The sequence below is a fragment of the Streptomyces sp. NPDC091292 genome, from assembly GCF_044757265.1.
GTDB lineage: Bacteria > Actinomycetota > Actinomycetes > Streptomycetales > Streptomycetaceae > Streptomyces.
Map to the genome: position 1 here is coordinate 134,517 of NZ_JBIVUQ010000017.1, position 25,568 is coordinate 160,084.

Annotated in this window: 30 protein-coding genes; 13 read left to right on the plus strand and 17 right to left on the minus strand. The window is 70.6% G+C overall.

Going from position 1 to position 25,568, the window contains the following annotated elements; all coding sequences use genetic code 11:
- Positions 1 to 67: 67 nt before the first annotated feature.
- Both ACIQNU_RS33670 and ACIQNU_RS33675 read right to left on the minus strand, forming a co-directional pair.
- Positions 68 to 1,081, minus strand: coding sequence for an asparaginase (locus ACIQNU_RS33670; protein ID WP_401373630.1), 1,014 nt, complete (start codon positions 1,079 to 1,081; stop codon positions 68 to 70).
- A 69-nt stretch (positions 1,082 to 1,150) separates the two neighbouring features.
- A complete protein-coding gene (locus ACIQNU_RS33675) occupies positions 1,151 to 1,690 on the minus strand; it encodes an ABC transporter substrate-binding protein (RefSeq protein WP_401373711.1) in 540 nt (179 codons plus the stop codon).
- A gap of 367 nt (positions 1,691 to 2,057) precedes the next feature.
- On the opposite strand from ACIQNU_RS33675, the gene dtd reads away from it, so the two are divergent.
- Positions 2,058 to 2,495 (plus strand): D-aminoacyl-tRNA deacylase, encoded by a 438-nt coding sequence (gene dtd, locus ACIQNU_RS33680; protein ID WP_401373632.1) that lies wholly within the window; start codon positions 2,058 to 2,060, stop codon positions 2,493 to 2,495.
- A 22-nt stretch (positions 2,496 to 2,517) separates the two neighbouring features.
- On the opposite strand, the gene ACIQNU_RS33685 is transcribed toward dtd, so the two are convergent.
- The 6 genes from ACIQNU_RS33685 to ACIQNU_RS33710 form a co-directional block, all read right to left on the minus strand.
- The gene (locus ACIQNU_RS33685; RefSeq protein ID WP_401373633.1) at positions 2,518 to 3,483 is read right to left on the minus strand and encodes a YgfZ/GcvT domain-containing protein; all 966 of its coding nucleotides are present in this window, start codon (positions 3,481 to 3,483) and stop codon (positions 2,518 to 2,520) included.
- Positions 3,484 to 3,517: 34 nt separating this feature from the next.
- Positions 3,518 to 3,973 carry a Fur family transcriptional regulator gene (locus tag ACIQNU_RS33690; protein WP_401373635.1) on the minus strand — a complete coding sequence of 152 codons (456 nt, stop codon included), beginning with the start codon at positions 3,971 to 3,973 and terminating at the stop codon, positions 3,518 to 3,520.
- A 30-nt stretch (positions 3,974 to 4,003) separates the two neighbouring features.
- Positions 4,004 to 4,576 carry an FABP family protein gene (locus tag ACIQNU_RS33695; protein WP_401373636.1) on the minus strand — a complete coding sequence of 191 codons (573 nt, stop codon included), beginning with the start codon at positions 4,574 to 4,576 and terminating at the stop codon, positions 4,004 to 4,006.
- 288 nt (positions 4,577 to 4,864) lie between these two features.
- A complete protein-coding gene (locus ACIQNU_RS33700; protein WP_401373637.1) occupies positions 4,865 to 5,707 on the minus strand; it encodes a hypothetical protein in 843 nt (280 codons plus the stop codon).
- Positions 5,704 to 6,567: a hypothetical protein gene (locus ACIQNU_RS33705; RefSeq protein WP_401373639.1), complete on the minus strand. Its 864-nt coding sequence runs from the start codon at positions 6,565 to 6,567 to the stop codon at positions 5,704 to 5,706. The genes ACIQNU_RS33700 and ACIQNU_RS33705 overlap by 4 nt, the downstream gene beginning before the upstream one ends.
- A complete protein-coding gene (locus ACIQNU_RS33710; protein WP_401373640.1) occupies positions 6,564 to 7,430 on the minus strand; it encodes a hypothetical protein in 867 nt (288 codons plus the stop codon). Before ACIQNU_RS33710 ends, ACIQNU_RS33705 begins: the two co-directional genes overlap by 4 nt.
- Positions 7,431 to 7,533: 103 nt before the next feature.
- Between ACIQNU_RS33710 and ACIQNU_RS33715 the strand changes: the two genes are divergently transcribed.
- Positions 7,534 to 7,896 (plus strand): DsrE family protein, encoded by a 363-nt coding sequence (locus tag ACIQNU_RS33715; protein WP_401373642.1) that lies wholly within the window; start codon positions 7,534 to 7,536, stop codon positions 7,894 to 7,896.
- 18 nt (positions 7,897 to 7,914) lie between these two features.
- A complete protein-coding gene (locus tag ACIQNU_RS33720) occupies positions 7,915 to 8,175 on the plus strand; it encodes a DUF3099 domain-containing protein (protein ID WP_401373644.1) in 261 nt (86 codons plus the stop codon).
- 204 nt (positions 8,176 to 8,379) lie between these two features.
- Here ACIQNU_RS33720 and ACIQNU_RS33725 read toward each other — a convergent pair whose 3' ends face one another.
- The 7 genes from ACIQNU_RS33725 to ACIQNU_RS33755 form a co-directional block, all read right to left on the minus strand.
- Positions 8,380 to 8,667, minus strand: a complete 288-nt coding sequence (locus ACIQNU_RS33725; RefSeq protein WP_127832476.1) for a DUF1416 domain-containing protein — start codon at positions 8,665 to 8,667, stop codon at positions 8,380 to 8,382.
- Between the two features lie 50 nt (positions 8,668 to 8,717).
- The gene (locus ACIQNU_RS33730) at positions 8,718 to 9,557 is read right to left on the minus strand and encodes a sulfurtransferase (protein WP_401373646.1); all 840 of its coding nucleotides are present in this window, start codon (positions 9,555 to 9,557) and stop codon (positions 8,718 to 8,720) included.
- Between the two features lie 161 nt (positions 9,558 to 9,718).
- Positions 9,719 to 9,799, minus strand: a complete 81-nt coding sequence (locus ACIQNU_RS33735) for a putative leader peptide (RefSeq protein WP_353963671.1) — start codon at positions 9,797 to 9,799, stop codon at positions 9,719 to 9,721.
- Between the two features lie 222 nt (positions 9,800 to 10,021).
- Entirely contained in the window at positions 10,022 to 10,777 is a 756-nt protein-coding gene (locus ACIQNU_RS33740) for a DUF2993 domain-containing protein (protein ID WP_401373648.1), read from the minus strand.
- A 139-nt stretch (positions 10,778 to 10,916) separates the two neighbouring features.
- Positions 10,917 to 11,885 carry a hypothetical protein gene (locus tag ACIQNU_RS33745; RefSeq protein WP_401373650.1) on the minus strand — a complete coding sequence of 323 codons (969 nt, stop codon included), beginning with the start codon at positions 11,883 to 11,885 and terminating at the stop codon, positions 10,917 to 10,919.
- An 11-nt stretch (positions 11,886 to 11,896) separates the two neighbouring features.
- Complete coding sequence (locus ACIQNU_RS33750) at positions 11,897 to 12,151, minus strand: MoaD/ThiS family protein (protein ID WP_401373651.1); 255 nt, start codon at positions 12,149 to 12,151, stop codon at positions 11,897 to 11,899.
- Between the two features lie 33 nt (positions 12,152 to 12,184).
- A complete protein-coding gene (locus ACIQNU_RS33755) occupies positions 12,185 to 13,048 on the minus strand; it encodes an alpha/beta hydrolase (RefSeq protein WP_401373652.1) in 864 nt (287 codons plus the stop codon).
- 200 nt (positions 13,049 to 13,248) lie between these two features.
- Here ACIQNU_RS33755 and ACIQNU_RS33760 point away from each other — a divergent pair, with 200 nt between their 5' ends.
- The 6 genes from ACIQNU_RS33760 to ACIQNU_RS33785 all read left to right on the plus strand — a co-directional run bounded on the left by ACIQNU_RS33760 (position 13,249) and on the right by ACIQNU_RS33785 (position 18,832).
- Positions 13,249 to 14,076, plus strand: coding sequence for a response regulator transcription factor (locus tag ACIQNU_RS33760; RefSeq protein WP_401373653.1), 828 nt, complete (start codon positions 13,249 to 13,251; stop codon positions 14,074 to 14,076).
- Positions 14,077 to 14,143: 67 nt separating this feature from the next.
- Entirely contained in the window at positions 14,144 to 15,166 is a 1,023-nt protein-coding gene (locus ACIQNU_RS33765; protein ID WP_401373655.1) for a LacI family DNA-binding transcriptional regulator, read from the plus strand.
- Between the two features lie 104 nt (positions 15,167 to 15,270).
- Positions 15,271 to 16,323: a S1C family serine protease gene (locus ACIQNU_RS33770; RefSeq protein WP_401373657.1), complete on the plus strand. Its 1,053-nt coding sequence runs from the start codon at positions 15,271 to 15,273 to the stop codon at positions 16,321 to 16,323.
- 60 nt (positions 16,324 to 16,383) lie between these two features.
- Positions 16,384 to 16,641, plus strand: a complete 258-nt coding sequence (locus tag ACIQNU_RS33775) for a hypothetical protein (protein WP_401373659.1) — start codon at positions 16,384 to 16,386, stop codon at positions 16,639 to 16,641.
- Between the two features lie 44 nt (positions 16,642 to 16,685).
- Positions 16,686 to 17,417 (plus strand): response regulator transcription factor, encoded by a 732-nt coding sequence (locus tag ACIQNU_RS33780; RefSeq protein ID WP_401373661.1) that lies wholly within the window; start codon positions 16,686 to 16,688, stop codon positions 17,415 to 17,417.
- Complete coding sequence (locus ACIQNU_RS33785) at positions 17,414 to 18,832, plus strand: ATP-binding protein (RefSeq protein ID WP_401373662.1); 1,419 nt, start codon at positions 17,414 to 17,416, stop codon at positions 18,830 to 18,832. The genes ACIQNU_RS33780 and ACIQNU_RS33785 overlap by 4 nt, the downstream gene beginning before the upstream one ends.
- A 183-nt stretch (positions 18,833 to 19,015) precedes the next feature.
- On the opposite strand, the gene ACIQNU_RS33790 is transcribed toward ACIQNU_RS33785, so the two are convergent.
- A complete protein-coding gene (locus tag ACIQNU_RS33790; protein ID WP_401373664.1) occupies positions 19,016 to 19,900 on the minus strand; it encodes a phosphatidylinositol-specific phospholipase C in 885 nt (294 codons plus the stop codon).
- Positions 19,901 to 20,079: 179 nt separating this feature from the next.
- Entirely contained in the window at positions 20,080 to 21,921 is a 1,842-nt protein-coding gene (locus ACIQNU_RS33795; protein ID WP_401373665.1) for a bifunctional metallophosphatase/5'-nucleotidase, read from the minus strand.
- Between the two features lie 169 nt (positions 21,922 to 22,090).
- Between ACIQNU_RS33795 and mshD the strand changes: the two genes are divergently transcribed.
- The 4 genes from mshD to ACIQNU_RS33815 all read left to right on the plus strand — a co-directional run bounded on the left by mshD (position 22,091) and on the right by ACIQNU_RS33815 (position 25,520).
- The gene (gene mshD, locus ACIQNU_RS33800; RefSeq protein WP_401373667.1) at positions 22,091 to 23,041 is read left to right on the plus strand and encodes a mycothiol synthase; all 951 of its coding nucleotides are present in this window, start codon (positions 22,091 to 22,093) and stop codon (positions 23,039 to 23,041) included.
- A gap of 96 nt (positions 23,042 to 23,137) precedes the next feature.
- Positions 23,138 to 23,578, plus strand: coding sequence for a GntR family transcriptional regulator (locus ACIQNU_RS33805; protein ID WP_401373669.1), 441 nt, complete (start codon positions 23,138 to 23,140; stop codon positions 23,576 to 23,578).
- The gene (locus ACIQNU_RS33810; RefSeq protein WP_401373670.1) at positions 23,575 to 24,516 is read left to right on the plus strand and encodes an ABC transporter ATP-binding protein; all 942 of its coding nucleotides are present in this window, start codon (positions 23,575 to 23,577) and stop codon (positions 24,514 to 24,516) included. Before ACIQNU_RS33805 ends, ACIQNU_RS33810 begins: the two co-directional genes overlap by 4 nt.
- The gene (locus ACIQNU_RS33815) at positions 24,513 to 25,520 is read left to right on the plus strand and encodes an ABC transporter permease (protein WP_401373671.1); all 1,008 of its coding nucleotides are present in this window, start codon (positions 24,513 to 24,515) and stop codon (positions 25,518 to 25,520) included. The genes ACIQNU_RS33810 and ACIQNU_RS33815 overlap by 4 nt, the downstream gene beginning before the upstream one ends.
- The last annotated feature ends 48 nt before the right edge of the window (positions 25,521 to 25,568 follow it).

Below are 25,568 nucleotides of genomic sequence, written 5' to 3' on the forward strand. Positions count from 1 at the left end.
AAGCTCACGCTAGGTGAACCGGCCACAGGGTGTCGCCCGGATTTCCCCCAGGTCCCCCTTAGAACACCTAGAACACCGCCCGCACCTCCCCCACCTCCACCCCGCCCCCCATCAAAGGCGTCCGCATCAACGGCGCCCGCCCCACCCGTGCCAGTACCTCCGACTCGACTCCCAGAAGGTGGAGGGCTCGGGACAGGATCGGGCCCAGGGATCGGGTGGCGCCGTCGGTGATTTTGAAGGCCAGGGCCCGGCCGTCGGGGAGCGCGACCGCCTGGACGGCTTCGGCGCCCATCTTCGAGAGGGCGCCGGGGATCTCCCGCATGAGCCAGGTGTCGTGGCGGCGCGTGCCGGCGACGTACTCCGGATGCACGCGCATCGCGTCCGCCACCCTGCGCTCGGCCGACCCGGGCGCGGCGGTGACGAAGTGCCGGAAGGCGCGGGCGAGACCCGTGAGACTGATGGCCGCCAGCGGCGCCCCGCACCCGTCGGTCCCGAGGGCCGTGACCGGCTCGCCGGACGCCTCTTCGACGACGGTCAGGACGAGCTTCTGGAGGGGATGGTCCGGGTCGAGGTAGGACGCGGTGGGCCAGTCGTTGAGGACGCACGCCGCGAGCATCGCCGTGTGCTTGCCGGAGCAGTTCATGGTGGTCCGGTCGCGTACGGCACCGGCCGCGAGATAGGCCTCCGCCTCCACGGGGTCGAGCGGCAGATCGGCGGGGCACAGCAACTGCCCTGCGGTCAGCCCGTGCTCGGCCAGCATCGTCCGCACCAGGGCCAGGTGGAACGTTTCGCCTGAGTGGCTGGCCGCCGCCAGCGCCAGCCGTTCACCGCTCAGCGCGAGCCCGGCGCGCAGTACGGCCGCCGCCTGCATCGGCTTGTTGGAGGAGCGCGGAAATATCGGCGCCGCCACATCGCCGAGCGCCAGCTCGACCCGCCCCTCGGCGTCCAGCAGCACCAGGCTCCCCCGGTGCTGCCCCTCGACGAATCCGGACCGTACGACCTCGGCGAGGACCGGGGGCGCGGCGGCGGCGACAGCCGTGGAGAGGGAGTCGGCGGACGGGGTACCGGTAGTAGCTGGCATGGTGACCTTCCGGGGCGGGCATGGACCCGCACCCCGTCCACGGTCACCGGGGTCGCCGGAACCGCCGTGTCACGCGAGCAGGTCGTCTACTTGGGCTTCGCCGTCACGGTACCTGCGGGCGATCTCCGCGCTGCAATCGTCGGTGGTCCGCTGAAGCTGCTGGCGGCGGCGCGAGACCTGCTGCTCGTACCGTACGAGCCGCCCCATCGCGTCGTGCAGCTCGTCGTCCGTACGGGCGTCCAGGTCCGACAGCTCGACCTCGGCGAGCATCTCGGCCGCGAGGATCCGGTACTGCTCGTTGTGCGGGGTGCCCAAGGTCACATGCCGGGCCGACGAGCGGGTCCGCGCCGGCTGGTCCGTGAGGATCTCCGGCAGCCGGTCCACGACGGGCGCCCGGGGCGCGGTACGCCGGGCCAGCTCGGCGCGGAGGATGTCGATCCGGCCTTGCAGCAGCCGCCGTACATAGCTGAGGTCGGCCTCGTCCTGCTGGGCGTCCCGGCGCACGGTCCGCAGTTCGGGCAGCCGGAGCCCCGGCAGCTCCGGCACCGGCAGCTCGTCGAAGAGCGGACTGCCGCCCGTCCGCTGCGTGGGCGGACGCGGGGTGCTCAGACGCCCCACGGAACCCGTTCCCCCGGAACCCGTACCCCCCGTACTCCCATGCCCCGTACTCCCATGCCCCGGACCCCCATGGCCAGGACCCCCATGCCCCGCATCCGGGCTCGTACGAATCAGTGACACGGGTCCGGGCGGCTGCCCGGTGCTCGGTGTGCTCATGCGTCTCTACCGTCCCCTCGACCGGCGCGGCAAGCCGCGTGAGAAGCATGGTGCCACTCCCAGTGGGCGCTATGTGACCGAGTGCCCCCGATCGGCCCCGGATGGGGGGTTCGGGGCCTTGCGGGAGACCCGGATGGGCGCGCGGCGGGCGGCGACAGGGCCTGTGGGAGGGGGTGGGGGCGCGCACGGCATGATGGGCGCCATGCGTGCGGTGGTACAGAGAGTCGACGGGGCGAGTGTCGTGGTCGAGGGCGACGGCGGGCCCGAGACGGTCGGCGAGATCAGCGGTGAGGGGCTGTGCGTCCTGGTCGGCGTCACCCACGACGACACCGAGGAGAAGGCGGCGCAGCTCGCCCGCAAGCTCTGGTCCGTACGGATGCTGCACGGTGAGAAGTCCTGCTCGGACATCGACGCACCGCTGCTCGTGATCAGCCAGTTCACCCTCTACGGGGACGCCCGCAAGGGCCGCCGCCCCACCTGGAACGCGGCGGCCCCCGGCGACATCGCCGAGCCGCTGGTCGACGAGGTGGTGGCGCGGCTGCGGGCGCTGGGCGCGACGGTGGCCACGGGCCGGTTCGGCGCGGCGATGCGCGTGGGCCTCACGAACGACGGCCCGTTCACGCTGGTGCTCGACATCTGACGCCGCGCACCCGTACGCCGGACTACGGCTCGACCACCGTCTCCTGCGCGGCGGCCGTCGCGTCGGCGACCAGCGGGGCGTCCGGCGGAACGTTCCGCTTCACCAGCGCCAGCGCGATCGGCCCCAGCTCATGGTGGCGTACGGAGGTCGTGACGAAGCCGAGCTTGCGGCCGTCCGGACCCTCGTCCGCGAGATACAGGGGCGTCCCGTGCGGCGGCAGATGGACCTCGCTGCCGTCGAGGTGCAGGAAGACCAGGCGGCGCGGGGGCTTGCCGAGGTTCTGCACCCGGGCGACGGTCTCCTGTCCTCGGTAGCACCCCTTCTGGAGGTGGACGGCGGAGCCGATCCAGCCCAGCTCGTGCGGGATGGTGCGGTGGTCGGTCTCGAAGCCGAGCCGCGGCCGGTGCGCCTCGACCCGCAGCGCCTCGTACGCCAGGATCCCGGCCGCGGGCCCGTACCCGGCCGCGAACGTCTCCAGGTCACCACGCGGCAGGAACAGATCACGCCCGTACGGGGTCTCGCGGACGACGGTGCTTTCGGGGACCTCGGCGATGGAACCGGCCGGCAGCTGCACGACCGCGAACTCGGCAGTGCGGACGGCGACTTCGACCCGGTAGAAGAACTTCATCGACTCCAGGTACGCGACGAGGGCGTCCTCGCTGCCGGGCTCGACATGCGCCCATACGGCCGTACCGTCGTCCACCAGGTACAGGGCGTGTTCGATGTGGCCGTGCGCGGAGAGGATCAGCGCCTCGGTGGCCTGGCCCACGGGCAGGTCGCTGACGTGCTGGGTGAGCAGGAGGTGCAGCCAGGCCAGCCGGTCGTCGCCGGTGACGGTGATGACACCGCGGTGCGAGAGGTCGACGAAGCCGGTCCCGTCCGCGAGGGCGCGCTGTTCCCGGAACAGGTCGCCGTAGTGCGCGGCGACACCTTCGTCCACCCCCTCGGCGGAGACGGCACCGGGCAGCGACAGCAGAGGACTCTTCATATCCACTTAGAGTAGGACCCCCGCCGGGCGCCTTTTATTTCCCGCTCTGCTGCTTCTGCGTGGCCTTCTTCGCCTTCTGGGCGCAGTCCGCGCACCGCCCGAAGATCGCGAAGTGCTTCATGTCGGTCTCGAACCCGAAGGTCTCGCGCAGCTTCGCCTTGAAGTCGGCGGCGATCTCGACATCGGCCTCGATGACGTCGGTGCAGTCCCGGCACACCAGGTGCAGATGGTGGTGCCGGTCCGCGAGGTGGTACGTCGGCGCGCCGTGCCCGAGATGCGCGTGGCTGACCAGCCCCAGCTCCTCCAGGAGTTCCAGGGTCCGGTACACGGTGGAGATATTGACCCCGGACGCGGTCCTGCGGACTTCGCCGAGGATGTCGTCGGGGGTCGCGTGCTCCAGGGTGTCCACGGCTTCGAGGACAAGCTGACGCTGCGGTGTCAGCCGGTAACCGCGCTGCCGCAGATCACTCTTCCAGTCGGTGCTCACCACACTGGAAGTCTAGGGCTTCCGGTGTGCGGCCTACTTGAAGAAGGCGATGCCGTCGTCCGGGAGGTCGCCGAGGTCCTTTGCCCAGTTGGCCACGTCCTCCGGGGTCACGACCTTCTTCAGGTGGGCGGACATGTACGGGCGCAGCGGGACCTCCGGGGTCTGCTTCTCGCCCACCCACATCAGGTCGCTCTTGACGTACCCGTACAGCCGCTTGCCGCCGGTGTAGGGGCCGGACGCGGCGGTGCGGGCCACGGCGTCCGTGACCAGGTCGATCTGCGGCTTCTTGTCGGCCAGGTCGCCGTACCAGACCTCGACCACGCCGTCGTCGCGGACCATCACGACCTCGACCTTGCGGTCCGCGTCGATACGCCAGAAGCCGGACTCGGACTCCAGGGGCCGCACCTTGTTGCCGTCGGTGTCGAGGGTCCAGGTGTGCGAGTGGTACTCCAGGAAGTCCCGCCCGTCGTGGGTGAAGGAGACCTCCTGCCCGAAGTTGGCCTTCTCGGCGCCGGGGAAGTCGGTGACGCCCGCGCCCGCCCAGTTCCCGAGGAGGAAGGCGAGGGGGACGAGGTCCTTGTGCAGGTCGGACGGGATCTCGATCATGTGCGGCGATTCCTAAGCAGGATGAGCGGGAGGGGGGAGGTCCGGTGGGCGGACCCGGCGGTTTCCGCCCCGGTCTTCCCGCGGTCCTCCCGCGGAGCGATCAGCGCTGGCCCTCGTACAGCTTCTTCACGGCGAGCCCGGCGAAGGCGAGAACGCCGACGCAGACCAGGGCCAGCAGGGCTTCGAAGAATGCCTCAAGCACGGGTGCTCCTCGGTGAGCGGAATGAGCGGTACGGACCGGGCCCCAGCTTAATGCGCCGGGGCCCGGCGCTCTCCGTGAGGTCGAGGTCAGCCGAGCAACTGCATCTGGAGGGTGACCGTCTGGTGGAACGGCACGGCGGCGGCGGAACCAGCACGGGACTGCACGACCAGCGCGAGCGTGTCGCCGGCGGTGAGATACGCCTGGCGGACTTGCTCCTTGCCGTAGGGCTTGTTCTCCGTGTAGGAGAAGCGGCGGACGTTGTTCGGATTCGCGGCGGCCGGATGACCGTCGTCGGAGCGGACGTCCGACGCGCCCCGCAGCTCGTACTTCGGCGCTTCGAAACCCGCCAGTTCGTTCCGGACGTCGTCCGTGACGACGGCCGTGTCGAACTGGAGTAGATAGACGCGGGTGCGGGTGCCGTCCTGGGCGGTCCAGCCGCGCGCCGCGATGTGCCGCAGACCGTAGTCGGTCAGCAGCTGCCCCAGCTCCTCGCGGTCGCCCCAGTCCTCGTATACGCCGAGGAACGCCTTGCGCGCGAGCCAGCCGTCCTCGCCGCGCAGCGCCGGATCCGGCTTGGCGCCCTCGGGCGCGGGCAGCACCAGCTTGCGCAGGTCGGCGAAGTGGGTGCCGGCCGGGTTGTCGCCGTCGAAGGGCCCCGGGCTCCCCTTGGGCAGCGGCTGCCGCTCGATCTCGGGGTAGTCCCACCTGCCGTCGGACTCGGTCGCGAGCCCCGGCACATCGGTGCGCTCCATGCGCGTGATCCCGTACGCGGCCGAGGTGCCGACCGCCGCGAAGACGATCGCGGCGGCGGTCCACCGGAGAACGGCACGCAGGACGCGCCGGTCCTTCTTGAGAGGTGCGGATGGTGCGGGTACTACGGGTGCCGCCTCGGGCATCGGGGGCGGCGCGATGATCTGCTGCTCGGTCATACCGCCTCCCCGGGCGACTCGATCCGGTCGAGCTGCTCCCGGAGCAGTTCGGCGACACCCTTGGTGTCCAACGGCTGCCCACCGTGCGCGGTGGCGCTGACCAGCACGTCTCCGACGTACGCGGTGCATATCATCATGTCGAGGTCGTACTTCTTGCCCTTGGGCATGAGATAGCACAGGGCGTTCTTGTGGCCTTCGATCTTCGGGCCCTTGCGGAAGATGTCGACGGCTTCGAAGAACTCCTTCTGCCCGGCGACGCCGTTGCGCACCGCCGTCCGGTTCTCCATGCGGGACAGCACCATCGACACCGTGAACGTCTTGTCGATGCTGGTGTAGCTGCGCATGACCATGCCCTGGATGCGCTGCTTGTCGATCAGCCGCTCCATCGCCTGGCGCTGGCTGCGCGGCAGGCCCTGAACCGACTCCTTGCGCATCTCGGTCGCCCGGCGGCCGTTCAGTTCCTCGTCGGAGCCGAAGGCACCGAGGTCCGGACCACGGCTGGAGCCCTGTGTTCCGTACGGCAGGAGCATGCCCTTGAGACCCGTGGCCCGCGTGCTCCGGGTGTCATCGGCCTTGTCCTCGGGGAAACGCCAGGTCGGCTTGCCCGGGTCGCGGTCGGCGTTCTTGACGGTGACGGCGGTGAAGCCGACGCCTCCGGCGATCAGCGCGAAGGCCGCGACGGACGCGGCGAGGGTGATCAGGGTGCGGCGGGTGAAGCGCGGGGGCTTCGGCGGCTCGGCACTCGCTTCCTCGCTCATCAGCGGCTCAGTCGGCTCCTCGGTGATCGGCTCCTCGGTGATCGGCTGTTCGCTGACCGGCTGCTCGGCACTCGGCTGCCCGCTCATCGGTTGCTCGCTCACAGCCGCTCCATCTGCCGCTTGGCCAGGTCCATGATCTTCGCCTTGGAGATGGGTTTGGTGTCGTGGATCCAGATCTCCATGGCGACGTCCCCGCGCCAGGCGTGCGCCTGGGCTGTGTAGAACGGGACGTAGCCGGGCTCGGCGGTCGGCCTGGTGTGCACATAGACCATTCCGGCGCCCGTCCCCGGAATGGTCTCGCTGCTGGTTCCGTCCTTCTCCTCGGCCCAGTACTGGTCGCTTTCGGCGGCGACCGCTGCCTGGAGATCCTCCAACTGGTGGTACTGGACCAGGCGGATGTCCACGTACTGGTCAGCGCCCTGCTTCCACGACTTGACCGCCGCGCGCCGGAACTCCGACTCCAGCAGTTCCTCGAACGCCTTGCCGGGCCGCTCGTGCAGGTTTGCGTAGCCGGGCAGCGACATCCAGTCCTTGTCAGCCCCCTCCAGGTCCGGCGCGTACCGCGCCCCCTTCGGCTTCGACAGCAGCAGTTTCCGCAGGTCGCCGTCCGTCTTCACGCGGCGGTCCTGGGCGGCGGAGAGGGGTTCAGGGGCCGGGCCCCTGGCCTGCTCGACCTTCGGCTGCGAGAGCGAGGCAAGCGGGGTCGGGTCGCGGTCGGCCTGGATCAGATAACCGGTGCAGGTGCCCGCGACGGTGCCGAGAACGGCGGCGCAGGCGATGAGCAGCGCCGTACGTCCACGGCGCCGGGGTCTCTTGCCGGGGCTGGACTCCTCGGCGGACTCCGGCTGCCCGGAGCCGGTCTCCGAGGATTCCGGCGACTCCGACGACTCCGGTGGTTCCGGCGGTTCCGATGGTTCCGGCGATTGCCGTGAATCGGATGGTTCCGGCGGTTTGAACGATTCCAAAATGGTCCCCCCACGGGACTAGAAGCGCAGCTTCCGCAGCCGCGCGCACAGAAGACCCACAGCCACCGGCCCTGGTTGTACGGGCGTTGATTACGATTCGGCCATGGCGAAGAAGCTCGTGATCAAGGTGACGGCAGGGGCGGACGCGCCCGAACGGTGCTCACAGGCGTTCACGGTGGCGGCCGTCGCGGTGGCGAGCGGGGTCGAGGTGTCGCTCTGGCTGACCGGCGAGTCGTCGTGGTTCGCGCTGCCGGGGCGGGCGGCGGAGTTCGAGCTGCCGCACGCGGCGCCGCTGCCGGACCTCATCGAAGGCATCATGGCGGGCGGCCGGCTCACCCTGTGCACCCAGTGCGCGGCCCGTCGCGACATCACGGAACAGGACGTGATCGAGGGCGTACGGATCGCCGGGGCGCAGGTGTTCGTACAGGAGGCGATGGCCGACGGGACCCAGGCGCTCGTCTACTGACGGACGTACCCTGAAACCATGTACAGGCGCAGGCGCCGTGTGTACTTCGTGATGATGGGCATATGCGTCACGCTCTTCGTGCTCGCGTGGGGCGTGGTCCGCATCTGGTCGGTTCCGGCCGCCGTGGGCATGTGTCTCGTCGCGATGGTGATCCCGCCCGTCGCCGCCATGATGGCGAACCGCCGAGGCCCCGACGACCGCTGGTGGGACGACCCCTCCGGCGACCCGAAGTCGGACGAGTGGTGGGACGAGTTGGACGGCAAGAACAAGCGCCATTGAGGCGCCGTTGAGCAGTCCGGAGTCGCCCCCAGGGGCGCGGGGAACTGCGCGCCCAGCCGCCCACGGCGGAAAGCCGAAGCACCCACCCCGGCCGCCCCACCCCGAAAAGCCCGCAAGCCGAAAACCAAAAAAGACCGAAAGGCCGCATCCCGGTGCATGGGCGTCCAACCCCCAGGGATGCGGCCTCCGGCCGTCAAGAAGCCGTCACACGGCGATGGCGACCTCGGCGAGACCGCCGGTCTGCGCGACCACGGTCCGGTCCGCCGTACCGCCGGGCACCAGCGCCCGCAGGGTCCACGTGCCCTCGGCCGCGTAGAAGCGGAACTGCCCGGTCGCCGAGGTCGGAACCTCGGCCGTGAACTCGCCGGTCGAGTCCAGCAGGCGCACATAGCCGGTGACGGGCTCGCCGTCGCGGGTCACCTGGCCCTGAATCGTGGTCTCACCGGGCTTGATCGTCGAGGCGTCGGGGCCGCCGGCCTTCGCTCCACACATATGTCTTGTCCTCCAGGACGAATTGCTTGGCTTGGCCGAAAGGCCGGGGGCTACTTCGCCGCGCCGAGTTCGATCGGCACGCCGACGAGGGACCCGTACTCGGTCCACGAACCGTCGTAGTTCTTGACGTTGGTCACGCCGAGCAGCTCGTGCAGCACGAACCAGGTCAGGGCGGAGCGCTCACCGATGCGGCAGTACGCGATGGTGTCCTTGGCGAGGTCGACCTGCTCGTCGGCGTAGAGCGCCTTGAGGTCGTCGTCCGACTTGAAGGTGCCGTCGTCGTTGGCGTTCTTCGACCACGGGATGTTGCGGGCCGACGGGACGTGGCCCGGACGCTGCGACTGCTCCTGCGGCAGGTGGGCCGGGGCGAGCAGCTTGCCGGAGAACTCGTCGGGCGAGCGGACGTCGACCAGGTTCTGCGTACCGATCGAGGCGATGACGTCGTCGCGGAAGGCGCGGATCGAGGTGTCCTGCTCCTTCGCCTTGTACGTGGTGGCCGCGCGGGACGGCACCTCGTCGACCAGGTCGCGGGAGTCCAGCTCCCACTTCTTGCGACCGCCGTCGAGCAGCTTCACGGACTCGTGGCCGTAGAGCTTGAAGTACCAATAGGCGTAGGACGCGAACCAGTTGTTGTTGCCGCCGTAGAGGATGACGGTGTCGTCGTTGGCGATACCGCGCTCGGAGAGCAGTTTCTCGAAGCCGGCCTGGTCGATGAAGTCCCGGCGGACCGGGTCCTGGAGGTCCTGCTTCCAGTCGATCTTGACGGCGTTCTTGATGTGGTTCTTGTCGTACGCGGACGTGTCCTCGTCGACCTCGACGACGACGACCTTCGGGTTGTCGAGGTTGGCCTCGACCCAGTCGGCGTCTACCAGGACGTCGCTGCGGCTCATGCTCTTTCTCCTCCGGGGCAGGTGCGGCGGGCGGTGCTTCGTAGGGGGCGGTGCGCGGCGCGCCGTGCGCGCCCGGGAGGGGCGGCGCTGGTCGGCGCGGGTTTCGGGGCATCGCGGACGGCCGGTGAAGGCCGGCGGAATACGGGAGTCGGAGGTCCCGCTCAGAAGGTGCGACAGAGCATGGCGGCGACGCGGCACAGGTCGACTGCCCGCCGCTTCGTGAGATCCGCCTGTCGCCTCATGCCGTCGATCGTAGGTACGCGCAGGGGGCCATGTCACCGGGGTGTCATATCTTGAGACACGATCGTCCGGAATGCGGGATGGCGGTGGGGTCGGGGCCGCCCCCGCACGGCGGACGGGGCTCCGCCGGTGTTCACCCATCTGCTGAGCGGACTGGTCCGTCTCGCCCCTCGGACACGCAGATCGGCGGACGGGGTGGTCGGCGCGACCAGCTACCCGACCAGCTACCCGACCAGCCTGACGGCCGAACCCTTCACGGAGACGTTCACGCCGTCCGGCGCCGCCTCGACCTTGTCCAGCTCGATCCCGGCGGGCAGCCGGCTGATCATCTGCTGGAAGTCCGTGATCGTCCGGATGCGGTCCTCGGCGACCGGCACATCGCCGAACTTGGGCAGCGCGTCGGCGCGCACCTTCACGACATCGCCCTCGACCGTGGCCGTGCTGAGCACCGACACCGGCTCGGGGATCTTCTTGCCGAGGACGGTCGCCTCGACCTCGACCTTGATCTTGCCGTCACCGCCGTCGGAGAGCCCGACGACATTGGCGGTCACGCCGGGGGCCACCTGCACGGTCTCGACCTGGGCGGCCTTGAGGAGTTCCGCGTACGAGATCCGCGCGGTGCCGGACGCCTTGTCGGCGGTCGCGGAGCTGTAGTCGCCGGAGAACGCCACGCCCCGCATCTCGGCGGTCAGCTCGTCGATACGGATCTTGTCCGGACCCTTGGCGCCACCGATGCCGCCCGACGCCGACGCCTCGTAGTCCTTGATCCCGACCTGAACGTCGTCCAGCGACCCGCTCACGACCTGCGTGAGGAAGGGGAACCCCTTGATCGACACGTCCGGCGTGCTCGACAGGCCCTCGCTGGTCCGCAGCTTGTCCGCCGCCTTGTCCTCGGCGAAGCCGACGGCGATACGGTCCACCGCGACGAACAGGCCGCCCAGGACGACCACGACGATCAGAAGTATTCGCAGTGCGCGCATGCTCGGTCTTTCCCCCCGCGGATCTCGGACAGTGCGGCGAGCCTAACGCGGGCGGGCCCCCGCGCAGGGGGCCCGCCGGACCTTGTCGAACAGCTGTGACGAGCGCTGTGAACGACCGGCCACCAGCAGTGACGACCGGTCAGCCGAGTGCGCGGCCGAGCAGATAGACGGCCGGGGCGGCGGCGGCCAGCGGCAGGGCGACCCCGGCGGTCATGTGCACGAAACGGGACGGCAGGTCGTAGCTGGCGGCGCGGTGGCCGATCAGCGCGCAGACCCCGGCGCCGAGGCCGAGCAGGGCGCCGTCGGTGCCCAGGTCGGTGAGCTGCCCGGCGGCGTAACCGGCACCGGTCGCGGCGAGCAGCCCCACGAGCACCGAGACGATCAGCGGCAGGGGCAGCGCCCGCGCGAGCACGGCGGCGGCGACCGCGAGGCCCCCGACGGTGACGGCGTCCGGTACGGCGGCCAGATGACCGGCGGCCAGGATCGCGAGGGCGGACGCCGCGACGGTGGCCATCAGGCCCTGCATCCGCTCGTCGGGGCCCGCGTGGCTGCGGAGCTGGAGCACCAGGACGAGGAGCACCCAGACGCCGAGGGTGCCGAGGATCGCGGCGGGCGCGTTCTCCCGGCCCACGCCGATCAGGACGGCGTCGGCGGTGAGACCGCCCGCGAAGGCCAGCGCGATGCCCTGCCGGGCGGGCCACATGCCGTTCAGCCGGAACCAGCCGGCCGCGGTCACGGCCTGGAGCAGGACGAGCGGTACGAGGAGGGCGTACTGGCCGAGCGCGGCGCCCCCGGCGAGCAGGGCGCCGAGTACGGCGGTGAGGGCGGCGGGCTGGAGCCCCGGTTCGATGACCGTGGGCAGGCCGGCGGCGCGGGCGCGCTCGGCGGGGGTGAGCTGACGCTCCGGGGCCGGGTCGGCGGGCGGTTCCGGGGTCGGGTGCTGGGGTGGAAGGTAGGCCGGGTCCGCCGTGGTGACGGGTTGTTGCTGCCACTGCTGGGCGTACTGGTGCTGGGGCTGGGCGTACTGCTGCTGCCCGTAATCCTGCTGCGGGTGCTGCTGCTGTTGGTACGGGTCGTATCCGTCGTATCCGTACGGCTGGTTGCTCATGGTGTTGGGGGTCACCCTCCTGCGAACGGCGGGAGCACCTCGACCGTGCCGCCCTCGGCCAGGCGTACCGTCTCATGTCCTCGGGTGCCGACGGGGGCTCCGTCCACCAGGAATGAGCATCTGCGCAGGACGGTGGTCAGTTCGCCGGGGTGGTGTGTGCGGGCGGTGTCCAGGGCCTCTGCCAGGGTTTCGGCCTCGTAGGGCTCTTCTGCGGTGCCCGCGGCGGCTTTGGCTGCCGCCCAGTAGCGGATCGTGCCCCTTGCCATGCCGGCGCCCTCCCTTCCCTGTGACGGGGCCCATCATGCCGCCTGCACACATCGATCTGAGCACCAGGCCGAGATCCGGTCCAACAACTCATCGCTCGCCGCGTGTTCCGCGTGGCCCATTCCCTGTTCCAGCCAGAGGGCTGCCTCGCCCCTGCCCGCTGCTGCCAGGGTGCGGGGGTGGTCCAGGGGGAAGTACGGGTCCTGGTCGCCGTGGACGATCAGGAGGGGGGTCGGGGCGATCAGGGGGACCGATTCGACCGGTGAGAGCGGGACCGGGTCCCAGTCCTCGTGGTGGATACGGGTGCGGAAGCCGTAGCGGCCCACCAGGCGTCCCGCCGGCCGCGTGACCATCCAGTGCAGCCGCCGCATCGGCGCGGTTCCCCGGTAGTACCAGCGGGCCGGGGCGCTCACCGCGACCACCGCGTCCAGCCGCGCTCCCGTGCGCCCCTCGTGCCCCGGGTCGCGCCCCGTGCCGCCCGAAGCCGCGTGCCGCAGGACCACCGAGCCGCCCATCGAGAAGCCGACGGTCACCACCCGTTCGTACCCGAGGCGGCGGGCCCAGTCGACGGCCGCCGCCAGGTCGAGGACCTCACGATCGCCGACCGTGGACCGCCCGCCGGAGGCGCCGTGCCCCCGGAACGAGAAGGTGATCACGCCCGCACGCTGCGCGAAGACGCGCACGGCCCGCCGTACGTGCGGACGCTCCAGATCACCGGTGAAACCGTGCGCCACTACGATCGCGAGGGGTCCGCCGGCACCCGTTCGGGTGTCCGGGCCCGGGTCGTGGTGGGCGTCGACGAGGACCCCGTCACCCGTACGCAGAAGGGTGCGCCGACCGCGCTCCGTGAGTGGTCGGCCGGAAGAGCGTGACGTTTGACCTGCCGGACCTGGACGCATGTGAGCTATTCTGCTGCGAAGAGGACTCGGGCAACGTAGCCCCCGGGTCCTTTTGTGCTTTCCGGCGCGTTGTATACGACAGCGGGCCGGCGGCTCGTACGAAGAGTGCCGCAACGTCCTCGCAGGGACCGAGGAGGAACCGACGTTATGGGCGAGCGATCCGTGTACGCAGGCAAAACGACCCGGGCAGGTGGGGCGCGATGAGTTCTCTGCTGCTCCTGACCAATGCCCTCCAGCCGTCGACGGAGGTGCTTCCCGCGCTCGGCCTGCTGCTGCACAACGTACGAGTGGCCCCGGCGGAAGGCCCCGCCCTCGTCGACACCCCCGGCGCCGATGTGATCCTGGTCGACGGACGGCGTGATCTGCCGCAGGTGCGCAGCCTGTGTCAGCTGCTCCGGTCCACCGGGCCCGGCTGCCCCCTGATCCTGGTCGTCACCGAGGGCGGTCTCGCGGCCGTCACCGCCGACTGGGGCATCGACGACGTGCTGCTCGACACGGCGGGGCCCGCCGAGGTCGAGGCGCGGCTGCGGCTGGCGATGGGCCGGCAGCAGATCGTCAACGACGACTCCCCGATGGAGATCCGCAACGGGGATCTGTCGGTGGACGAGGCGACGTACAGCGCGAAGCTGAAGGGGCGGGTCCTGGACCTGACCTTCAAGGAGTTCGAGCTGATCAAGTACCTGGCGCAGCACCCCGGCCGCGTCTTCACGCGCGCCCAGCTCCTCCAGGAGGTCTGGGGCTACGACTACTTCGGCGGTACGCGGACGGTCGACGTCCATGTACGGCGGCTGCGGGCCAAGCTGGGCCCGGAGCACGAGTCCCTGATCGGCACCGTACGGAATGTGGGCTACCGCTTCGTGACGCCCGAGAAGCCGGGGCGCGAGAACCGTGACGGTCGCGAAGGTCGTGACGGTCGCGAAGGTCGTGGGGGTTCGGTGGCGGCGGCCGAGGAGTCCGCACCCGCACCGGCCGCGAAGGCGGAGGCGCCCGTTTCCACGGTTGCGGCGGAGGAACCCGTTCAGGGGTAGGGCCCCCGTGCAAATGAATGCCCGTACGGCCTGCAAACTGGCGGGTTGATCCGCGTAGACTTCGCGCGTGGCCAAGGTGACGCGGGACGATGTGGCGCGACTGGCGGGGACTTCGACCGCGGTCGTGAGCTACGTGATCAACAACGGACCCCGGCCGGTCGCCCCGGCCACGCGCGAGCGGGTGCTCGCCGCGATCAAGGAGCTGGGGTACCGGCCGGACCGGGTGGCGCAGGCGATGGCTTCGCGGCGCACGGATCTCATAGGCATGATCGTGCCGGACGCCCGGCAGCCGTTCTTCGCCGAGATGACCCACGCCGTCGAACAGGCCGCCGCCGAGCGCGGGAAAATGGTCCTCGTCGGCAACTCCGACTACCTCGACGAGCGCGAGGTGCACTATCTGCGGGCGTTCCTCGGGATGCGGGTCTCCGGGCTGATCCTGGTCAGCCAGGGCCCCAGTGAGACGGCCGCCGCCGAGATCGACGCGTGGGACGCGCGCGTGGTGCTGCTGCACCGGCGGCCCGAGGCCATCGAGGACGTCGCCGTCGTCATCGACGACGTGGGCGGCGCCGAGCGCGTCACCCGCCACCTCCTGGACCACGGGCATCCGTACGTCGCCTGTCTCGGCGGTACGGAGAAGACGCCCGCCGTCGGCGACCCCGTCACCGACCACGTCGACGGATGGCGGCAGGCCATGCGGGACGCCGGGCGGTCGACCGAGGGGCGGCTCTTCCAGGCGCCCTACAACCGGTACGACGCCTATCAGGTCGCCCTCGGGCTGCTGTCCGGGCCCGACCGGCCGCCGGCGATCGTGTGCGCCACGGACGACCAGGCGATCGGGGTGCTGCGCGCGGCGCGGGAGCTGCGGATCGATGTGCCGGGGGGCCTGGCCGTCGCCGGGTTCGACGACGTCAAGGAGGCCGGGCTGACCGATCCGCCGCTGACGACGGTGACGTCGGACCGGCCCGCGATGGCGCGGGCCGCGGTGGATCTCGTCCTGGACGACGGGCTGCGGGTCGCCGGGTCGCGGCGGGAGCGGTTGAAGCTGTTCCCTTCGGAGCTGGTCATCCGGCAGTCCTGCGGATGCCCCTGAACTTCTGAGTTCCCGGGGCTCTTTATATGGGGCATACAGGGTTCTGTCGGGCTTCTTATTCGGGTCTCAGACGGCTCTCATGTGAGCGGGACACGCTCTGAGACATGACCGAGAGCTTCCGCCGTAGCGGCGAGTACCCCGAGGGTGACCACCAGCAGCCCGCGTACCCCGAGAACGCCGGGTTCCAGCACTCACAGCAGTCGCAGCACTCCTACCCGCCTCCGCCGCCCCCGCCTGCGTACGCCCCGCCCGCCCCCGTCGGCGCCCCCGCCGTCGCGTCGCGGCGCCGGGCCAAGGGGCCTCTCGCGCTGCTCGCCGCTGTCGCCATCGCCGCCGCCGCGGTCGGTGGCGGTACGGCCTACGCGTTCCAGCAGCTCACCGGCGAGCAGAACACGAGCGGCGCCACGGTCAACGGGACGCAGGTCGCCGCGAGCAGCAAGGGCACGGTCGCCGGGGTCGCCGCCGCCGTGAGCCCCAGCATCGTCGAGATCAACGCCACCTCGAACGCCGGGCAGTCCACCGGGTCCGGAGTGGTCATCACCTCCGGCGGCGAGATCATCACGAACAACCATGTGATCTCCGGCGCCTCCTCGGTCACCGTGGTCATGAGCGACGGCAAGAAGTACAGCGCGAAGGTCGTCGGCACCGACAGCAAGAAGGACCTCGCGCTGATCAAGGTCAGCGGTGCCTCGGGGCTCAAGCCCGCGTCGCTCGGCAACTCGGACAACATCGCGGTCGGCCAGGAAGTCGTCGCGATCGGCTCCCCCGAGGGGCTGACCGGCACCGTGACCAGCGGCATCGTGTCGGCGCTCGACCGCGATGTCACGGTCGCCACGGGTGAGGGGCAGCAGCAACAGCAGCCGGGCGGCGGCTGGCCGTTCGAGTACGGCGGGCGGCAGTTCAACGGCGACACCGGGTCGGACACGACGACGTACAAGGCGATCCAGACCGACGCGTCCCTGAACCCGGGCAACTCCGGCGGTGCCCTCATCGACATGAACGGCAACATCATCGGCATCAACTCGGCGATGTACTCGGCGAGTTCGGGCTCCGGCGGCGGCTCGTCCGACGCGGGCAGCGTGGGCCTCGGCTTCGCCATCCCGATCAACACGGTCAAGAGTGACCTGGCCACGCTGCGGGCCGGCGCCACGAACTAGCAGGCGATACGAACCAGCCGCCGATACGAACCAGCCTGCGACACGAACTGGGAGAAGCGCATGATCAAGGTCATCACGGTGCGGCACGGCGGGGGCGACACGTCCCCCGCCGACCCGGCGGGGACCGCCCTCGCGCTCGGCATCGCCCGCACGCTGCACGGCCCCGCCGCCCGCGCCGCCGAGGTCAGCGCGCCCACGGCACGCAAGCAGGCCGCACGTAACCAAACCGCTCGTAACCAAGCCACCCGCGACCAAACCGCCCGTAAGAAGGCCCGTCGCGACGCGGCCCGCGACCGCCGCCGGACCGTGCGAGGCTGATACCGACGACCCCTGCCGGACCGGACCTTGTGGAAAGAGCGCCGATGAGCCCCGCCGATGGCGACCGCGAACCCCTGCGCATCCTGATCGTCGACGACGAGCCCGCCGTCCGCGATGCGCTGCACCGCAGCCTCGCCTTCGAGGGCTACGGCACCCAGGTCGCCGTGGACGGCGCGGACGCGCTGGAGAAGGCCGCCGCGTACCGGCCCGACCTGGTCGTCCTCGACATCCAGATGCCCCGGATGGACGGCCTGACCGCCGCCCGCCGGATCCGGTCGTCCGGCAGTACCGTGCCGATCCTCATGCTCACCGCGCGCGACACGGTCGGCGACCGGGTCACCGGGCTCGACGCGGGGGCCGACGACTACCTGGTCAAGCCGTTCGAGCTGGACGAGTTGTTCGCCCGGATCAGGGCGCTGCTGCGGCGCAGTTCGTACGCGACGTCGACCGGGCAGGCCGAGGAGGGCGATGTCCTGTCCTTCGCCGATCTGCGGATGGACCTCGCGACGCGGGAGGTCACGCGGGGCGGCCGTACCGTCGAGCTGACCCGTACCGAGTTCACGCTCCTGGAGATGTTCCTCGCGCATCCGCGCCAGGTCCTCACCCGGGAGCAGATCCTGAAAGCCGTCTGGGGATTCGACTTCGAACCCAGCTCCAACTCCCTGGACGTGTACGTGATGTATCTGCGCCGTAAGACCGAGGCGGGCGGCGAGCCGCGCCTCGTACACACCGTGCGAGGTGTGGGCTACGTGCTGCGGGCGGGCGGCGCCGAATGAACCGTGCGCTGCGGTGGGCCCGTGCGCTGCCGCTGCGGTCGCGGCTCGCGATCCTGGTGGCGGCGGCGGTCGCGGTGGCGGTCGCCGCGGTGGCCGTGGTGTCGTGGTTCGTGGTGCGCACCGCCCTCGTGAACTCCCTGGACACCGCGCTCAGCAACAACCGACTCAACAGCGAGTCGGTCGCGACCTTCGTCGGTGGCGGCACCTGCAACCGGGCGCTGCCCGCCGAGAACACGACCCTGTATGGGGCGACCGTCCAGCTCATCGCTCCGAACGGGGCCAGTTGCGTCATCATCGGCGCGCACTCGGTCGCGGTCACCTCCGCCGACAAGGAGGTCCTGGACGGCGAGGTGTCGCAGTCCTTCCACAACGCCCGGGGCTCGGACGGCAAGGAGTACCGGGTCCTCACCTACACCGTCCCGCGCTGGCCCGGCGCGGTCTCCACCGCGCGGCCCCTGACCGAGGTCACGGCCACCCTCAGCGATCTCTCCCTGGTGCTCTTCCTGGTCGCCGGGATCGGGGTGCTCGGGGCCGGGGCGGCCGGGGCGTGGGTGGCCAGGACCGGGCTGCGGCCGGTGGACCAGCTCACCGGTGCCGTCGAGCATGTGGCGCGCACGGAGGATCTGACCGTACGGATTCCGGTCGAGGGCGACGACGAGATCGCGCGGCTGTCGCGGTCGTTCAACGCGATGACCGCGGCGCTCGCCTCGTCGCGGGACCTTCAGCAGCAGCTCATCGCGGATGCCGGGCACGAGTTGCGTACGCCGCTGACCTCGCTCCGTACCAACATCGAACTGCTGGCGCGCAGTGAGGAGACCGGGCGGGCGCTGCCGCCGGACGACCGGCGGGATCTGCTCGCCTCCGTGACGGCGCAGATGACGGAGCTGGCCGCACTGATCGGTGACCTCCAGGAGCTGTCGCGCCCCGACGACGACGGGCAGCACCTGGGGCGGGTGCAGGTGATCGCGCTGCACGACATCGCCGAGGTGGCGCTGCGGCGGGCGCGGCTGCGGGGGCCCGAGGTGACGATCACCGCGGATCTTCAGCCGTGGTACGTGCGCGGGGAGCCCGCGGCGCTTGAGCGGGCGATCGTCAACATCCTGGACAACGCGGTGAAGTTCAGTCCGCCCGGGGGCACGGTCGAGGTGGCCTTGAAGGAGGGCGCGCTGACGGTACGGGACCACGGCCCCGGCATCCCGGACGAGGAGCTGCCGCACGTCTTCGACCGCTTCTGGCGCTCACCGTCCGCGCGCGGGATGCCGGGGTCGGGCCTGGGCCTTTCGATCGTGGCCCGGACGGTTCAGGGGGCGGGGGGCCGCGTGGCACTTCACCGGGCCAAGGGCGGCGGCACGGTGGCCGCCATCCACTTGCCGGGAGCCCCGACGCCGCCTCCGGCGGGACCCGGAACCCCCTGATCCCCGTCACAGATTCCGCCGAACCCTCACCGCCGTGGCAAACCGCCGTGGCGGCGGGAAGAAATACCCACCTTCCAGGCGGAGCGAACACGGCTCCCGGCCGGAGGCCGGATTTCTTCCCGCCGCAGCGGTCATGCGCCACGACGGCGTGCGTCCGGCGGAATCCTCGACGGGCGATCAGCGCTACGGATTATGCGCCAATACCGCCTCAATCAATCCCCCGGTAGCCTCCGGGAAATCCATCGGGACAATGCCCAGACCGGTCCAACCCGCGCTTCCCGACCCCGTGAGGAACGTCTTCACCCTTGGGTTGAGTTGGCCCGCGTTGTAGGACGGGGGAAGCAGTGCCGCTGTGCTCACGAAATTGATGAACTGCTTTCCTGGCTGCTGGGCCGCCTTGCGGAAATGGGCCTCGATCAGCGGGTACTTGCTGCCGGGCGCCGCGTTCCAGTCGTCCTGGATGTCGTAGATCCCGGTATTGCCCCACTGGGGACCGGGCAGCCCGCCGTTGTTGGCGATGAGGACGACCTTGCCCCGCGCCTGCCCGAGCGAGGGCAATGCGTCGGCGATGTGGAAAAGGGAACGCCACCCCCTGTTCAGGTAACTGTCGAACACGCGCCGGAACTCCGCGTCGCTCTCCGTCGAGTACTCCTGCTTCACCCGCATCAGCACGGTCTCGGACGGCCGCGAGGAGAGGAAATCACGGCAGGCGACGAGGACGTCGTCGAAATTGAGGTTCTGGTAGAACGCCTCGTGGTGGATCGTGAAGGCGTTCTCGAAGAGCCGGCACCGGATGTCCAGGAATCGGATTCCGGCGTTCAACTGCTCGGGAATGGTGATGTTCTGGCACTTCACCCAGGCGTTGCCGAAGCGCGCGCCGGAGTCGTGCGTACCGGGTATGGACAGCCGCTGGAGCGCGGTGGCGTCGCCGAACCCGCCCATCCAGTCCTGGACGCCCAGGGTGCGGGCCGATGCGGGCGCCGCACTTCCCGCGTACGCGAGCAGCCCGGCGGCCGAGACCGCGCCCGCCCGCCTCAGAAAGCCTCGTCGATCGAGTGTGGGGGTCATGGCAGCAGAGAACCACAGGACTGGACCAAGTGACAGATGAGGTAAGGGAGTTGGCCGAGTCGTCCCCTTCCCGTCACACCAGGACCGGCGAACGCGAAAACCGGGGTGCACACGAAAACCGGGGCGTGCGCGACACAAGTCGGCACGCCCCGGCTTCCAGGGGGGTTACGCGGTACGGGTCACTTCACCACGGTGATCCGGTCGGCCTTCGGGGGCGCGATCGGGGCCGCCGCCGAGGAGTTGGCCGTCAGGTAGTCGGTGAACGCCTTCAGGTCGTCGCCGCCGACCAGCGTGTTCTTGCCCTTGCCCAGCTCGGCGAAGCCGTCGCCGCCGCCCGCGAGGAAGTTGTTCGTCGCGACACGGTAGGTGGCCGCCGGGTCGAGCGCGGCACCGTTCAGCTTGATGGAGTCCACGACGACGCGGTCCGCGCCGGCCTTCGTCAGGTCGAGCGTGTACGTCAGACCGCCGGAGATCTGGAGGATCTTGATCGAGGCCGCGTTGGCGCCGCTGACCTGCTGCTGGAGCGCCGTCACGAGCTGCGCGCCGGTCAGGTCGATGAGGTTGACCGTGTTGCTGAAGGGCTGCACGGTGAAGCCCTCGCCGTAGGTCACGACCCCGTTGCCCTCGGCCCCGCTCGCCGCGTACACGAGGTCGGCCCGGATACCGCCCGGGTTCATCAGCGCGACGACGGCCTTCGGGTCCAGCGCCTTGGCGTGCGCGAGCTGCGCGTCGGCGATCAGGTCACCGAGCGGCGACTCGGGCGTGGTGCCCGTCCGGTTGATGTCGGCGGAGATGTAGCCCACGGGCCAGTTCGCGATCGGCGCGGCGAGCTTGTTCCACTGCGTGATCAGGTCCGTCATGTCCTTCGCAGGGGTCTGCGTACGGTTCACGACGTGGTTCGCGGACTTCACGCTGGTGCGCACGATGTCGTTGGTGCGACGGTCGTACGTGAGCGTGGTGTCCGTGTAGAGCCGGCCGAAGGAGGAGGCCGAGGTGACCATGCGCGGGTTGCCCGCCGGGTCCGGGATGGTGCACGCGTACGCGTTGTGCGTGTGACCGGTGACCAGCGCGTCGACCTTGGGCGATATGCCCTTGGCGATGTCCACGATCGGGCCGGAGATACCGGAGCCGCCGGACGGCGAGTCGCAGTCGTAGTTGTACGAGGCGGAGGCCGGGACGCCGCCCTCGTGGATGAGCGCGACGATCGACTTCACGCCCTGCTTCTGCAGGATGTCCGCGTACTTGTTGACGGTCTCGATCTCGTCGTGGAACTTCAGGCCCTTGACGCCCTCGGCCGAGACGATGTTCGGGGTGCCCTCCAGGGTCACACCGATGAAGCCGATCTTGACGCCCTTCTCCTTCCACACCCAGTAGGGCGCGAGGACGGGCTTGCCGGTCTTCTCGTTGGTGACGTTCGCGGCCAGGTACGGGTAGTCGGCGCCCTTGAACTTGCGCCCCTTCTCGTAACAGCCGTCCTTCGGGTGGCAGCCACCGTTCTGGATACGGGCCAGCTCTACGGCGCCCTCGTCGAACTCGTGGTTGCCGACGCCGGTGACGTCGAGGTCGAGCTTGTTCATCGCCTCGACGGTCGGCTCGTCGTGGAACAGCCCGGACAGCAGCGGGCTCGCGCCGATGAGGTCACCGGCCGCGGCGGTCACGCTGTACGGGTGGCCCTTGCGGGCGGTGCGCAGCGAGCTGGCGAGGTACTCGACACCGCCGGCCTTGACCTTCTGCGTGGTGCCGTCGGGCAGGTTCTCGGTGACCTCGCCGGACGAACCGGTCGGGGCCTCCAGGTTGCCGTGGAAGTCGTTGAACGACAGCAGCTGCACGTCGACGGTCGAACCCTTGCCGTGCGACGAGTGGTTGCCGTGCGACGAGTGGTTGTCGTGCTTCTCGGGACCGGCGACGGCGGGCAGTGCCGCGACCAGAGCGCCGATGGTGGCGAGTCCGGCGCCGGCGACGAGAACGCGGTACGCGCGTCTGGACTTGCCGTGCTTACGTGATTGGGACGTGGCTGACACGTGCCCCCCTGTGTGGATCGGCGATGCTTTTCGGCATGGTGGATGTGACACAGGCTCCATGGGTCCTGCGCAGCGCAGCCTAGGGTCAACGCGCGTAGCGCAACAGGGGGAAATGGTTACGGACTGGTTGCGCGCTGATGGCGCGACGGTCGGCCGTACTCTCGTATCCATGACCAGCGACGCCGTGTCCCCCGCGCCTCTCCGCCGCATCGAGACCCGTACCGAACTGAGCCCGGACCGCGCCGACGAGGTGCTGGCACTGATCGCCGACGCCGCCCGTGAGGACGGTCAGCAGGCGGTGTCCGAGCAGGGCCGGCTGCAACTGCGCGGCGGCCCCCGCGCGGGCGTACGGCATCTGCTGCTGATGGTCGACGACGAACTCGTCGGGTACGCGCAGCTGGAGGACACCGACCCGGTCGAGGCACCGGCCGCCGAACTCGTCGTACGCCCGGCATCCCGGGGGCGCGGGCACGGCCGGGCGCTGGGCACCGCGCTGCTCGCGGAGTCCGGCAAGCGGGTGCGGGTGTGGGCGCACGGCGGGCACTCGGCGGCCCGGCACCTCGCCCAGGTCCTGGGCCTGACGCTGTTCCGTGAACTGCGCCAGATGCGGCGCTCGTTGTCGGACCTGGAGCTGCCGGACCCGGTACTGCCCGAGGGGGTCGCGGTGCGCACCTTCGTGCCGGGGCAGGACGACGCGGCCTGGCTGGAGGTGAACGCGCTGGCTTTCGCGCACCATCCGGAACAGGGCTCGCTGACGCAACGCGATCTGGACGACCGGATGGCCGAGCCGTGGTTCGACCCGGCGGGCTTCTTCCTCGCCGAGCGCGTCGGGGGCGGCGAGGGCGGCGAGGGGGGCCGTGAGCTTGTCGGCTTCCACTGGACGAAGACGCACGCGGAGGAACAGCTCGGCGAGGTGTACGTACTCGGGGTCCGGCCGGGCGCCCAGGGCGGCGGCCTCGGCAAGGCGCTCACCACGATCGGGCTGCGCCACCTCGCGGCGAACGGGCTGCCGACGGCGATGCTCTATGTCGACGCGGACAACACGGCGGCGGTGGCGGTGTACGAGCGGCTGGGGTTCGCGACATATGAGACGGATCTGATGTATCGCACCGAGTCGTAAGGGTCCAGGGAGCCCAGGGGGCGGCGTGATTTGACGCCGCCCCCTTCTTTGCACCACCCTTCCACTACTCAATTAGTGAAAGGGTGGTGCAAGGGAGTGGTCGAGTTCCGTATCGACCGGCGCAGTGGCGTCGCCACCTACCTCCAGATCGTCCAGCAGACCAAGCAGGCGCTCCGCCTCGGCCTGCTCGAACCGGGCGACCGGCTGCCCACGGCCCGCGAGGTCGTGGAGGCCACCGCCATCAACCCCAACACCGTGCTGAAGGCGTACCGCGAGCTGGAGAACGAAGGGCTCGTGGAGGCCCGGCGCGGCCTCGGCACCTTCGTCCGCCGCACGCTCGGCACCGGCGCCGCGGACTCACCGCTGCACGCCGAACTGTCCGGCTGGGCCGCGCGGGCCCACGCGGCCGGACTCGACAGGGACGACGTGTCCGCGCTGTTCGCGTCCGTACTGGACGAGCACTTCGCACGCGTCCCTGACGCACCCGTCCCCGACCGTCCACCGACCGTCCACCGCTCCAAGGGAGACCAGGTATGACCGATACCGCCATCGAGGCGGCCGGCCTCGGCAAGCGCTACGGCGGCCGACGGGCCCGTAACGCCCAGCGGGGCCGCGACACCGGATGGGCGCTGCGCGACTGCGGTTTCCGGCTCCCGGCCGGCCGGGTCTGCGCCGTCGTCGGACCCAACGGCGCCGGCAAGTCGACGCTCCTCACGCTCGCCGCCGGACTCGACCGCGCGACCGAGGGCACCCTGCGCGTCCTCGGCACGGACCCGGCATCGGCCCGCGAGCGGATCGGGTACGTCGCCCAGGAGAAGCCCCTCTATCCGCAGCTCACCGTCGCCGAGACCCTGCGCCTGGGCCGGGAGCTGAACCCGGGCCGCTGGGACGCGGCGCTCGCCGGGCGGATCGTCGCGGACGGCGACCTCGACCCGGGCGCCCGCGTCCGCGCGCTCTCCGGCGGCCAGCGCACCCGCGTCGCCCTGGCCCTCGCGCTCGGCAAGAGCCCCGAGGTGCTGCTCCTGGACGAGCCGATGGCCGACCTCGACCCGCTGGCCCGGCACCGGTTGATGGGCACCCTGCTCGCCGAGGCCACCGAGCGCGGCACCACCGTCGTGATGTCCTCGCACATCCTCGGCGAGCTGGCCGGCGCGTGTGACTATCTGCTGCTCGTCAGCGACGGCGGGATACGGCTCGGCGGCGGCATAGACGACATCGTCGCCGCGCACACCCAGGTCGTCGGGCGCGGCCCGGTCGAGGAGCTGGCCGCGCACACCGTGGTCGAAGCCCGCGCCACCGGCCGCGGCACCACCGCCCTGATCCGCCCCGACGGCCCGCTCGACGCCGCCTGGGAGACGGCCGAACCTCCCCTGGAGGACATCCTCCTCGCCCATCTCCGCGCCCCGGACACCCCACCGCTGCTCACCCCGAGCGCGACCCCGGCGTCCGCCGACCGCCAGGTGGTGACCGCGTGAGCGCTCCGACCCTGTCCGGCGTGGACCGGATGACGATCCTGCTGCACCGCAGGGTGCTGTGGCTCGGGCTCGGCCTGGCGGTACTGGCCGGTGTTCTCGCGGGCGCGGTCCGGCTGTGGACCCGGGCGGCCTCCGACCGGGCGGCCTGTCTGGCCGGCGCCGACCGGGCCGAGGAGTGCGGTTCGGGCATCTTCGGCTACCGGAGCGCCGAGGGCTGGGACCGGCTCTTCGCCGAGTCGGGCGCCACCCTCCTGCTCGTCCTGCCCGCGCTCCTGGCCGCACTGGTCGCGGGCCCGGTGATCGCCCGCGAGCTGGACGGCGGACTGCACCGCCTCGCCTGGACCCAGTCCGTCACCCCGGCCCGCTGGCTCACCTCCCGCCTCGCGGTCTTCGCGACGGCCGCCCTGGCCCTGTCGACCGTGCTCGTCCTGGTCTATCGGCTCATCTGGCAGCCGCCGGCCGCCGACCCCGACGGGTACTGGTCGTACGGCCTGTACTGGCACACCACCGGCTCCTACGAGGCGACCGGACCGGTCCTGGTCGCCCTCAGCCTGCTCGGCGTGTCCGTGGGCGCCCTGGCCGGGGTCGTGACACGGCGCACGATCGTCGCCCTGGCATCGGGCGCGCTGGCGATGGCGGTCGTCCAGTTCGCCCTGGTCCGCATCCGGTTCCGGCTCTGGCCCCACTCGACGGCATCGTGGCTGACCGGCCAGAACGGCTCGCCGCCCGCCGGCAAGCTGCCCTCCGGCCCGATCTGGTACGGCCCCGGCGGCTGGATCAACGGGTCCGGTGAGCGACTTCCCTTCAGCCTGTGCGACAACGCCGGCGGCACGGAGGCGTACGTCGCCTGCCGGGAGCGGAACAACGTCGTCGGCCAGTACGTCGACTTCCACCCCGCATCCCACCACTGGCCCCTCCAATTCGTGGAGACGGGCATCATCCTCGCGCTGACGGCCGTCGCCGTCCTGGTCACGTTCCGTGTCCTGCGCAGCCGTACACCCTGACGGACATCGCTCTGACGGCCTACCGGAAGGAAGCGGCCCTCGGCGGTG

What these genes read in the sequence shown, in the direction of transcription:
- ACIQNU_RS33810 (WP_401373670.1), top strand. Translation starts at nt 23,575, where the DNA reads ATGACCGATACCGCCATCGAGGCGGCCGGCCTCGGCAAGCGCTACGGC.
- ACIQNU_RS33735 (WP_353963671.1), bottom strand. Translation starts at nt 9,799, where the DNA reads ATGAGGCGACAGGCGGATCTCACGAAGCGGCGGGCAGTCGACCTGTGC.
- ACIQNU_RS33725 (WP_127832476.1), bottom strand. Translation starts at nt 8,667, where the DNA reads ATGTGTGGAGCGAAGGCCGGCGGCCCCGACGCCTCGACGATCAAGCCC.
- ACIQNU_RS33785 (WP_401373662.1), top strand. Translation starts at nt 17,414, where the DNA reads ATGAACCGTGCGCTGCGGTGGGCCCGTGCGCTGCCGCTGCGGTCGCGG.
- ACIQNU_RS33715 (WP_401373642.1), top strand. Translation starts at nt 7,534, where the DNA reads ATGGCGAAGAAGCTCGTGATCAAGGTGACGGCAGGGGCGGACGCGCCC.
- ACIQNU_RS33685 (WP_401373633.1), bottom strand. Translation starts at nt 3,483, where the DNA reads ATGAAGAGTCCTCTGCTGTCGCTGCCCGGTGCCGTCTCCGCCGAGGGG.
- ACIQNU_RS33760 (WP_401373653.1), top strand. Translation starts at nt 13,249, where the DNA reads ATGAGTTCTCTGCTGCTCCTGACCAATGCCCTCCAGCCGTCGACGGAG.
- ACIQNU_RS33730 (WP_401373646.1), bottom strand. Translation starts at nt 9,557, where the DNA reads ATGAGCCGCAGCGACGTCCTGGTAGACGCCGACTGGGTCGAGGCCAAC.
- ACIQNU_RS33755 (WP_401373652.1), bottom strand. Translation starts at nt 13,048, where the DNA reads ATGCGTCCAGGTCCGGCAGGTCAAACGTCACGCTCTTCCGGCCGACCA.
- ACIQNU_RS33745 (WP_401373650.1), bottom strand. Translation starts at nt 11,885, where the DNA reads ATGAGCAACCAGCCGTACGGATACGACGGATACGACCCGTACCAACAG.
- ACIQNU_RS33750 (WP_401373651.1), bottom strand. Translation starts at nt 12,151, where the DNA reads ATGGCAAGGGGCACGATCCGCTACTGGGCGGCAGCCAAAGCCGCCGCG.
- ACIQNU_RS33670 (WP_401373630.1), bottom strand. Translation starts at nt 1,081, where the DNA reads ATGCCAGCTACTACCGGTACCCCGTCCGCCGACTCCCTCTCCACGGCT.
- ACIQNU_RS33775 (WP_401373659.1), top strand. Translation starts at nt 16,384, where the DNA reads ATGATCAAGGTCATCACGGTGCGGCACGGCGGGGGCGACACGTCCCCC.
- mshD (WP_401373667.1), top strand. Translation starts at nt 22,091, where the DNA reads ATGACCAGCGACGCCGTGTCCCCCGCGCCTCTCCGCCGCATCGAGACC.
- ACIQNU_RS33720 (WP_401373644.1), top strand. Translation starts at nt 7,915, where the DNA reads ATGTACAGGCGCAGGCGCCGTGTGTACTTCGTGATGATGGGCATATGC.
- ACIQNU_RS33790 (WP_401373664.1), bottom strand. Translation starts at nt 19,900, where the DNA reads ATGACCCCCACACTCGATCGACGAGGCTTTCTGAGGCGGGCGGGCGCG.
- ACIQNU_RS33695 (WP_401373636.1), bottom strand. Translation starts at nt 4,576, where the DNA reads ATGATCGAGATCCCGTCCGACCTGCACAAGGACCTCGTCCCCCTCGCC.
- ACIQNU_RS33770 (WP_401373657.1), top strand. Translation starts at nt 15,271, where the DNA reads ATGACCGAGAGCTTCCGCCGTAGCGGCGAGTACCCCGAGGGTGACCAC.
- ACIQNU_RS33740 (WP_401373648.1), bottom strand. Translation starts at nt 10,777, where the DNA reads ATGCGCGCACTGCGAATACTTCTGATCGTCGTGGTCGTCCTGGGCGGC.
- ACIQNU_RS33700 (WP_401373637.1), bottom strand. Translation starts at nt 5,707, where the DNA reads ATGACCGAGCAGCAGATCATCGCGCCGCCCCCGATGCCCGAGGCGGCA.
- dtd (WP_401373632.1), top strand. Translation starts at nt 2,058, where the DNA reads ATGCGTGCGGTGGTACAGAGAGTCGACGGGGCGAGTGTCGTGGTCGAG.
- ACIQNU_RS33780 (WP_401373661.1), top strand. Translation starts at nt 16,686, where the DNA reads ATGAGCCCCGCCGATGGCGACCGCGAACCCCTGCGCATCCTGATCGTC.